Source organism: Deltaproteobacteria bacterium (genome assembly GCA_003696105.1).
GTDB lineage: Bacteria > Myxococcota_A > Polyangia > Haliangiales > J016 > J016.
In genome coordinates this window covers 1-7492 of the sequence record RFGE01000024.1, presented here as the reverse complement: position 1 = coordinate 7492, position 7492 = coordinate 1, and the positions used below count along the sequence as shown (strand labels likewise).

9 protein-coding genes are annotated in these 7492 nt (G+C 67.8%); 2 read left to right on the top strand and 7 right to left on the bottom strand.

All coding sequences use genetic code 11. The features are described from left to right. Positions 1-204, bottom strand: a 204-nt coding sequence (locus D6689_01745) for a citrate synthase (protein ID RMH44749.1), incomplete at its 3' end; no start/stop codon positions are given. Between the two features lie 146 nt (positions 205-350). On the opposite strand from D6689_01745, the gene D6689_01740 reads away from it, so the two are divergent. Beyond that, positions 351-656, top strand: coding sequence for a DUF1844 domain-containing protein (locus D6689_01740; protein ID RMH44748.1), 306 nt, complete (start codon positions 351-353; stop codon positions 654-656). Continuing rightward, positions 613-1740 (top strand): PDZ domain-containing protein, encoded by a 1128-nt coding sequence (locus D6689_01735; protein ID RMH44747.1) that lies wholly within the window; start codon positions 613-615, stop codon positions 1738-1740. The genes D6689_01740 and D6689_01735 overlap by 44 nt, the downstream gene beginning before the upstream one ends. A gap of 15 nt (positions 1741-1755) precedes the next feature. Here D6689_01735 and D6689_01730 read toward each other — a convergent pair whose 3' ends face one another. The 6 genes from D6689_01730 to D6689_01705 form a co-directional block, all read right to left on the bottom strand. Continuing rightward, positions 1756-4209: a hypothetical protein gene (locus tag D6689_01730; GenBank protein RMH44746.1), complete on the bottom strand. Its 2454-nt coding sequence runs from the start codon at positions 4207-4209 to the stop codon at positions 1756-1758. Further along, positions 4073-5293, bottom strand: coding sequence for a hypothetical protein (locus D6689_01725; protein ID RMH44745.1), 1221 nt, complete (start codon positions 5291-5293; stop codon positions 4073-4075). The genes D6689_01730 and D6689_01725 overlap by 137 nt, the downstream gene beginning before the upstream one ends. 209 nt (positions 5294-5502) lie before the next feature. Beyond that, entirely contained in the window at positions 5503-5958 is a 456-nt protein-coding gene (locus D6689_01720; GenBank protein ID RMH44744.1) for a protein TolR, read from the bottom strand. A gap of 8 nt (positions 5959-5966) precedes the next feature. Next, positions 5967-6524 carry a biopolymer transporter ExbD gene (locus tag D6689_01715; protein ID RMH44743.1) on the bottom strand — a complete coding sequence of 186 codons (558 nt, stop codon included), beginning with the start codon at positions 6522-6524 and terminating at the stop codon, positions 5967-5969. 4 nt (positions 6525-6528) lie between these two features. Further along, the gene (locus D6689_01710) at positions 6529-7215 is read right to left on the bottom strand and encodes a flagellar motor protein MotA (protein ID RMH44742.1); all 687 of its coding nucleotides are present in this window, start codon (positions 7213-7215) and stop codon (positions 6529-6531) included. 64 nt (positions 7216-7279) lie between these two features. Then, the coding region (locus tag D6689_01705) for a TonB family protein (GenBank protein ID RMH44741.1) at positions 7280-7492 on the bottom strand (213 nt) is incomplete at its 5' end.

The window sequence follows — 7492 nt, the reverse complement described above, 5'->3', positions numbered from 1 at the left end:
GAGCTGCGCTTTGAAGGCGTCGAGTTCCGCCCGCGTCGGCAAGTGCCCCTTGAGCAGCAGGTACGACACCTCTTCGAAATCTGAATGCTCAGCGAGCTGCTCGATCGGATAGCCCCGGTAGTACAGCTTGCCGGCGTTGCCATCGATGAGACCGATCTTGGACTTTGCCGCCGGGACCCCGGCGAGTCCGGGTACGTATTCCATCGCCATCGGGACGTCTCCTCTCGGTTGTGGGCCCAAGGCTCCGATTTTTCAGTCGAACCCCACGGGGCGCTCCGTTATAGGCAACGGCGGAGTTGCTGTCAAAGCCCGATGCAACCCGCCGCGACGGGATGCTATGCTGCGAGCCGATGGCCGGGTCCGAAGAGCCACCGAAAGCACTGCCGCCGCTGGATTTTTCGACCTTCATCCTGTCTCTGGGGTCGTCGTGCATGGTGAACCTCGGGCAGGTCGAGGGGCCAGAAGGCGAGCGGTTGGAGCCCAACTTGCCCGCGGCCAAGCAGCTCATCGACATCCTCGGCATCCTCGAGGAAAAAACTCGCGGCAACCTGACGGAAGCCGAGCACAAGCTGCTGTCGAGCCTGCTGTACGACCTGCGCGTACATTACGTCGATGCGCAAAAACAGCGCGGCGCCGGCGGCGCGAGCAACGGCTAGCGCGCGCGCTGCGGTGTGCCGCAGTGTGCTCGCCGGCGCGGTGGCGGTCGCCGCATGCCGGCCCGCTGCGGCACCTGCGCCGGCCGACGCACCGAAGGCGGACGCCGGCGAGCCCGCTCACGGCGCCGTCGAGATCGTGTATCCCGGCGCGCCCGGGTCGTTCGTCGCGCTGGCCGACGAGATCGCGCCCGGCGTGGTGGCCCTGCGGTCGACGCGCACGGTCGTCGGCGGCCCGGCCGATGCGTTCCCCGGCGAGGACGACCCGTTCGCCCTCGGGTCGGGCTTCGTCATCGACGGCCGCGGCTTCATCCTGACGAACGACCACATCGTCGCCAACGCCGCCGACATCGTCGCGCGGCTGCACGACGGCTCCGACCACCGCGCTCGCGTCATCGGCCGCGACCCGAATCTGGACGTCGCCCTGCTCCAGATCGACCCGGTCCCTGGGCTGCGCCCGCTGCCGCTGGGCGACTCCGACCGCCTGCGCCGCGGCGAGTGGGTCGTGGCGGCCGGGGATGCGTTCGGCCGCGGCGCCACGATGTCGGCCGGCATCGTTTCCGGTGTCCCCGCGATGCCCGCCGGACCGCTGAGCGGGCGGGCGCGCGCCTACCTGCAAACCGACGCCCGGATCCACGCGGGCAACTCCGGCGGGCCCCTCGTCGACTTGCGCGGCGAGGTCGTCGGCATCAACACGCTTTTCGATCCGCGGCAGACGGCGATCGGCTACGCGCTGCCGATCAACGCGGCCAAGCGCGTGTTGCCGCAGCTGCGCACCGACGGCGTCGTGAAACGCGCGTGGCTGGGCGCGTTCGTCGCGCCCGTGACCCCCGAGGTAGCCGCACGGGTCGGCCTCGACCGGCCGCGCGGTGCCTTCGTCACCAACACGGTCGCGGGCGCGCCAGCGGCGAAGGCCGGCCTTCGCCGCGGCGACGTCATCCTTCGGTTCGACGGTCGCGAGGTCGACGAGCGAAGCCTTGCGTGGATCGCGGCGACGGCGGGGATCGGCCGGCGCGTCGAGGTGGTCGTGTGGCGCGACGGTGCCGAGCGCACCCTCGAACTGGTGACCGAGCCCCTTCCCGAATAGGCGGCGTCGCGCCGGTCAGCCGGCCGCAGGCTGCACGAACCGCGCCAGGATCGTCTTGATGCCGCGCCCCGGGAATTCGATCACGAGCTTGCGGTTGGCGCCGCACCCGCTCGCGTCGATGACGCGCCCGGTGCCGAACTTCGCGTGCAGCACCGCACTGCCTACGGGAAATCCGTCGGGCTCCAGGTCAGCGTAGGCGTCGTACTCGACCATCTCGGAGTACGGCGTGCGCTGATCGAACTCGTCGTAGTCGCCCGCGCGACGCCGCGCGGGCGCGGCGCGGCCCCGTCGCGGCACCGCCGGCCGCGCGCGCACGGCGAGGCACTCGCTCGGAATGTCGTCGAGAAACCGCGACGGGTTGTTGATCTTGATGTCGTTCCACGTGCGGCGAACCTTGGCCCCCGTGAGCACCAGGCGGTCCTTCGCGCGGGTCATCGCCACGTACGCGAGCCGGCGCTCCTCCTCGAGCGCCTCTCGGTCGTCGCGATCGTCGCGCTCGCGCAAGCTGGGAAACAGGCCATCCTCCATGCCGCACAGAAACACCACGGGAAACTCGAGCCCCTTGGCCGCGTGGATGGTCATGAGCGTCACGGCCGCCGCGTTGCGGCCGTCCTCCGCGTCGTTCGCGGACGCCAGCGAGATGCGCTCGTCGAACTCGACTAGCGTTCCCTTGCCTTGAGTATCTTGATCGAAGTCGGCCGCCATCGCGACGAGTTGGCCGAGGTTGTCGAGTCGCTCGCGCGACTCGATCGAGTCTTCGATTTCGAGACGCTCTCGGTAGCCGCTGCGCTCGATCGCCGCGACGATCAGGTCGGCGACCGCCGCGCCGGACACCAGCCGCTCCCGCAGGTCATCGATGATGTCGACGAACGCGCCTAGTTTCTTGCGCGCCGCGGGCCCGATCGACGAGACCGCCCCGTGCGCGCAACTACGCGCCGCGTCGACCAGCGAGATCCCGGTGAGCCGCGCGTGCGTGCGCACGCGATCGATCGTGCGCTTACCGATCCCGCGCGACGGCACGTTCACGATCCGCTCGAACGCCGAGTCCGCGGCATGGTTGATGACGAGCTTGAGGTACGCGCGGATGTCCTTGATCTCGCGGCGCTGGAAGAACGACGTGCCGCCGACCACGCGGTAGCGCAATTGATGGACGCGCAGGGCCTCCTCGAGCGCGCGCGATTGCGCGTGCGTCCGGTACAGCACGGCGAAATCCGACAGGTCGCGGCCTTCTTCGTCCATCAGGCCGATGATCGCCTTTGCGATGAAATCGGCCTCCCGGCGTTCATCCTCGGCCTCCTCCCACAAGATCGGCTCGCCGCCGTCGCGCGCCGTCCACAGGGCCTTCGGATGCCGATCGCGATTGCGCGCGATGACCGCGTTGGCCGCGTCGAGGATCACCTTCGTGGACCGATAGTTCTGCTCGAGCTTGATCACCGCGGCGTCCTCGAAGTCGCGGTCGAAGTCGAGCAAGTTGCGCGGTTCGGCTCCGCGCCACCCATAGATCGACTGGTCGTCGTCGCCGACGACGGTCAGGTTTCGGGTACCGCGAACGAAGTGGCGCACGAGGCGGTACTGCACCCGATTCGTGTCCTGAAACTCGTCGACCAACACGTGCGAAAACCGAGACGCGAGCCACGGGCCGACCTCGTCGTGCTCGCACAGGTCGAGAACTTTGAGCAGCAGGTCGTTGAAGTCGACCGCGTCCTCCCGCACGAGTCGATCTCGATACAGCGGGTAGACTTGGCGGAGCGCCTCGTCGACGACGCTGTACACCGGCCCATCACACGGATCTTCGCCCCGGTTCTTCGCGCGGTCGATGCGCCACAGAAGGGCTCGAGCCGACACCTGGTCGCCGATGTTCAGCTCCTTGATGAGCGCGGTGACCAGGCGAACCTGGTCGTCGTCGTCGAAAATCGTGAAGGCCGGAGTCAGACCGACACGATCGCCCCACCGGCGCAGCAGGCGCGCACACGTTGCGTGAAACGTGCCGATCCACATGTCCGCCGCGGCGCCGCCGCACAGGCCAAACAGCCGCTCGCGCATCTCGCCGGCTGCCTTGTTCGTGAACGTGACCGCCAACACGCGGTACGCCGGCACGCCGCGATCGAGCAGGCGGGCGATCCGGTGAACGAGCACCCGCGTCTTGCCGCTGCCCGCCCCCGCGAGCACCATCAACGGCCCATCCCCGTAGTCCACCGCCCGTTGTTGTTGCGGATTCAGCGTCGCGTCCACGCCGCACTCATAGCACGTCGGTCCGGGTCCGAAAATGCCGAGGGCCTCGCCGGAGCGAGGCCCTCGGGCAGCGCGCGGGACTCGTCGCGCCCGGCCGCGGCTACGCCGCGTCCGGGGTCGGTCCCGCGTCCGGGGTCGGTCCCGCGTCCGGGGTCGGTCCCGCGTCCGGGGTCGGTCCCGCGTCCGGCGGCGCGTCGCCGGTGGTGAACGTGATCGTGACGTCGTTGGCCAGCGCACCGCCGAACACCTCGAGCAAGCCGTCGGCGCCGCCGGTGACTTCGATGGTGTACTCCGTGTTTGGCATGAGCGGACCGTCCGGCGTGATCGCGATCTGGGTCGGCGCCATCGCGGCCAGCTCGATCGTGGCCGGCACGTCGGTGCCCCCCGTGCGCAGAGCGATGTTGCCCGGAATCGTGTCGCCGTCCACGTTGGCGTTGAACTGAAGCGAAATCCCCGTCGTGACCGGTACGCCGGTGGCGCCGTCGCGCGGCGCCGACAGGGTGAGAGCGAACACCTGGACGCCAAACGACACGAGGCTCGTGTCGCCCTCGGCCGGGCAGTCCTTTTCGATGTCGCCGTTCGGCGGCGCGCACACCGGATTGCCATCGTAGTCGACGACCGAGTCGGCGATGTCGAGCGTGCAGGTCACGCCGGTCCGCATGCCGACCGGCTTGATCACGATGGCCGGGCCGAGCCCCGCGAGACCGATATCGCCCGCCGGGATCTGCTGGTTGCCCGACGGTTGCCAGAACGTGCGCGCCGCCCCTTCGAGCACCAGCGGCATCGGATCGCCACCACACACCAACTGCACGATGCCGTCCTTGAACCGGAACTCGTCGGCGGCGAGGTCCTCGTTGTCGTCCTGGACGCCGAACGGCTGCCCCGTGGCGTCGTTGATCTGCGTACACACCGCCGTGCAGTTGCGCCGATCGAGCCCGGCGCAGTCGGCGATGTCGTCCGGCGTCGTCCCGGATGGGATGTCGGCGAAGGTCCCGTCAGCGCAGCGGACCTGCTCGAGCGTGCTGCCGTCGAGCAGTTCGTCGATGATGACGCGCACGGTGTTGTTCTGCGACAATGCATTGGTCACGCCGTCGCGCGGATCCGACTCGGGCGGGATGTCCGGATGGTCGCCGAATGCGAGCTGGGTCCGGTTTTGGAAGCTCGTCCCGCTCGGTGTCTCGATCGGCACCCGCTCGTCGACGAACACTTGGCGGATCATCGGTGGCCCGGCCGGATTGAGCTCGGTGTTCGACTTCTGGTCGTCGCACGCAGCGAGGCTCGCAGCACTCGCAACCAGCCAGGCGCCGAGCGCCGTTCGCATCGTCAATCGAATAGCCCGCATAATCTGTCGTCCCTCCAAGAAACCGCGCGGTTGGCGCGGGGAGTAGTACAAAGGCTGCGCCGGGGAGTCAAGGCTCGGTCCCCCTCCGTTGGGCGGGTGCTACCACCGAGCGCCCCGAGGGGGCCACCTGCGCGGCCTCACCGCTACTGGCAGGGGCGGGCCGCCGCCGCCCACCGGCTGCCGACCCGTCAGGGTGCAGCGGATTGCTTGGCCGACTTGTCGACGAGCGCGACCTTCTCGGCGCCCGCCGCCCGCACCATGTCCATCAGAGTGACCGCGTTGTCGTACTTGACCTCGTAGTCGAAGTCGACGAAGACCGTCTTGTCGCCGGTCTTCTTCTTGATGGCCGGGCGCAGCTTGCCCGGCAGATCGGCCAAGCTGAGATCGGGCTCCTCCGATCCGCCAATCCGGAGCAGCACGCGCCCGTCGGCCGCGAGTTCGACCGTGATCTGCTCGCCCGCCTTGGGGTCGAACTCGACTCGTTTGTCCGCCTTGCGCGGAATCTCCACCGTGATCTGCCGCATTTGGATCGGCATCGTCACGAGGAAGATGATCAGGAGCACGAGCACCACGTCGATGAGCGGCGTGACGTTGATGTCGCTCTTTGCGCCGTGCGGGTCGCCGCCGCCTACGTTCATCCCCATGGGTCGCGTTACGGCGCCGGCGCGCCGCCCTCCTCCTTGAGTTCGTTGGTTCCCAGATCGATCGCGGAAACCCCCAACTCGTGGATCGCCATCATCACGGGATACACTTGCCCATAGGCGAGATCGCGGTCCGCCTTGAGGAACACCTTGTTCATCACCGACTCCTGCTTCTCGGTGCGCTGTTCCTCGGCGCGGCGCCACGCATCCTCGAGCGTCTTCTGAACGATCTTTTCGTCGTCGAGTTGCCAGCGCCGTCCCGTCTGGCCGGCTGCCGGCGCCGCCGGCACCACGTTCGCGATGTGGTCCTTGTCGAAGTACACCTTGCCGTCGCGCGCGATCGCGATGATCGGCTGGTTCTTGTCCGCCTCTTTGACGTGCGTCTTCGTTCTGGGCAGCGGCACGTCCTTTCCGCGCGCCAACAGCGGAGTGATCACCATGAAGATGATCAGCAGCACGAGGCACACGTCGACGAGCGGCGTGACGTTGATCTCGCTGCGCGGCCCGTCGAGTTTTGCCGGCTTCTTGTGGACCAGCCCGGGCCGGTTCTTGGTGGCGCGGCCCGCCATGACCTTACGCCCTCCCCTCCTTGAGGACGTAGTCGATGAACTCGGATGACACGTCGTTCATGTCCACGACCATGCTCTCGACGCGCCCCGTGAAGTAGTTGAAGAACATCGCCGCCGGAATCGCGACCAGCAGACCGAACGCGGTGGACACGAGCGCCTCGGCGATGCCCGGGCCGACGACATCCATGCCGCCGCCGCCCTTGAGTAGTTCGAACGAGTTGATGATGCCGATGACGGTGCCGAACAAGCCCACGAACGGGGCGATCGACGCGATCGTCGCGAGCCCGCCGAGCCCCTTGCGCAGCGCCGACGTCTCGCGTTCTTTGACCCGCTCGAGCGCGCGGTTGACCGAATCCACCAGGTCGAAGTCACCGACGTCTTCGGGCCCCTCCTCCTCGAGCGCCTCGCGGCCCTTCTTGTACGCGTCGAGCCCCGACTCGACGACGCGCGCCACCGGGCTGGCGCTATGGCGCTTGGCCGCCTGGATCGCCTCGTCGATCGCGCGCTTCGCCAGGTAGCCCTCGAGCGCCCGCACGTACGAAAACGACTGCTTGGTCCCCTTCGAGAACGTGATCCAGCGCTCGAAGATCACAAACAGCGACCACAGCGACATGATGATCATGAAGACGGTGTTGACCTTGACCGGCCAACCCATCGAGTTCCACATCTCAATCAGACTGAATCCGTGCATCTGCGTTCCCTTTGCTCGCGCTGGTTGCGTCTGGCGTGATTCGGTTGCCGTAATCCGTCGGCGCTCAGTGCTGGTTATAGACGATCCGAACCGACGTGCACACCGGCACCGCCTTGCCGTTGACCTTGAAGGGCCGGTACTTCCACTGGCGGATCTTGCGGAGGATGACCGCGTCGTAGTCGTCGAAACCCGTCGATTTGAGCAGGCGAAGTGACTGCACCGATCCGCCGGCAGTCAAACACATCCGCGTGACGCCGACGAGCTGGCTCATCCCCTG

Coding starts and splice junctions, on each gene's coding strand:
- D6689_01740 (RMH44748.1), top strand. CDS start 351: ATGGCCGGGTCCGAAGAGCCACCGAAAGCACTGCCGCCGCTGGATTTT.
- D6689_01735 (RMH44747.1), top strand. CDS start 613: ATGCGCAAAAACAGCGCGGCGCCGGCGGCGCGAGCAACGGCTAGCGCG.
- D6689_01725 (RMH44745.1), bottom strand. CDS start 5,293: ATGCGAACGGCGCTCGGCGCCTGGCTGGTTGCGAGTGCTGCGAGCCTC.
- D6689_01720 (RMH44744.1), bottom strand. CDS start 5,958: ATGGGGATGAACGTAGGCGGCGGCGACCCGCACGGCGCAAAGAGCGAC.
- D6689_01715 (RMH44743.1), bottom strand. CDS start 6,524: ATGGCGGGCCGCGCCACCAAGAACCGGCCCGGGCTGGTCCACAAGAAG.
- D6689_01710 (RMH44742.1), bottom strand. CDS start 7,215: ATGCACGGATTCAGTCTGATTGAGATGTGGAACTCGATGGGTTGGCCG.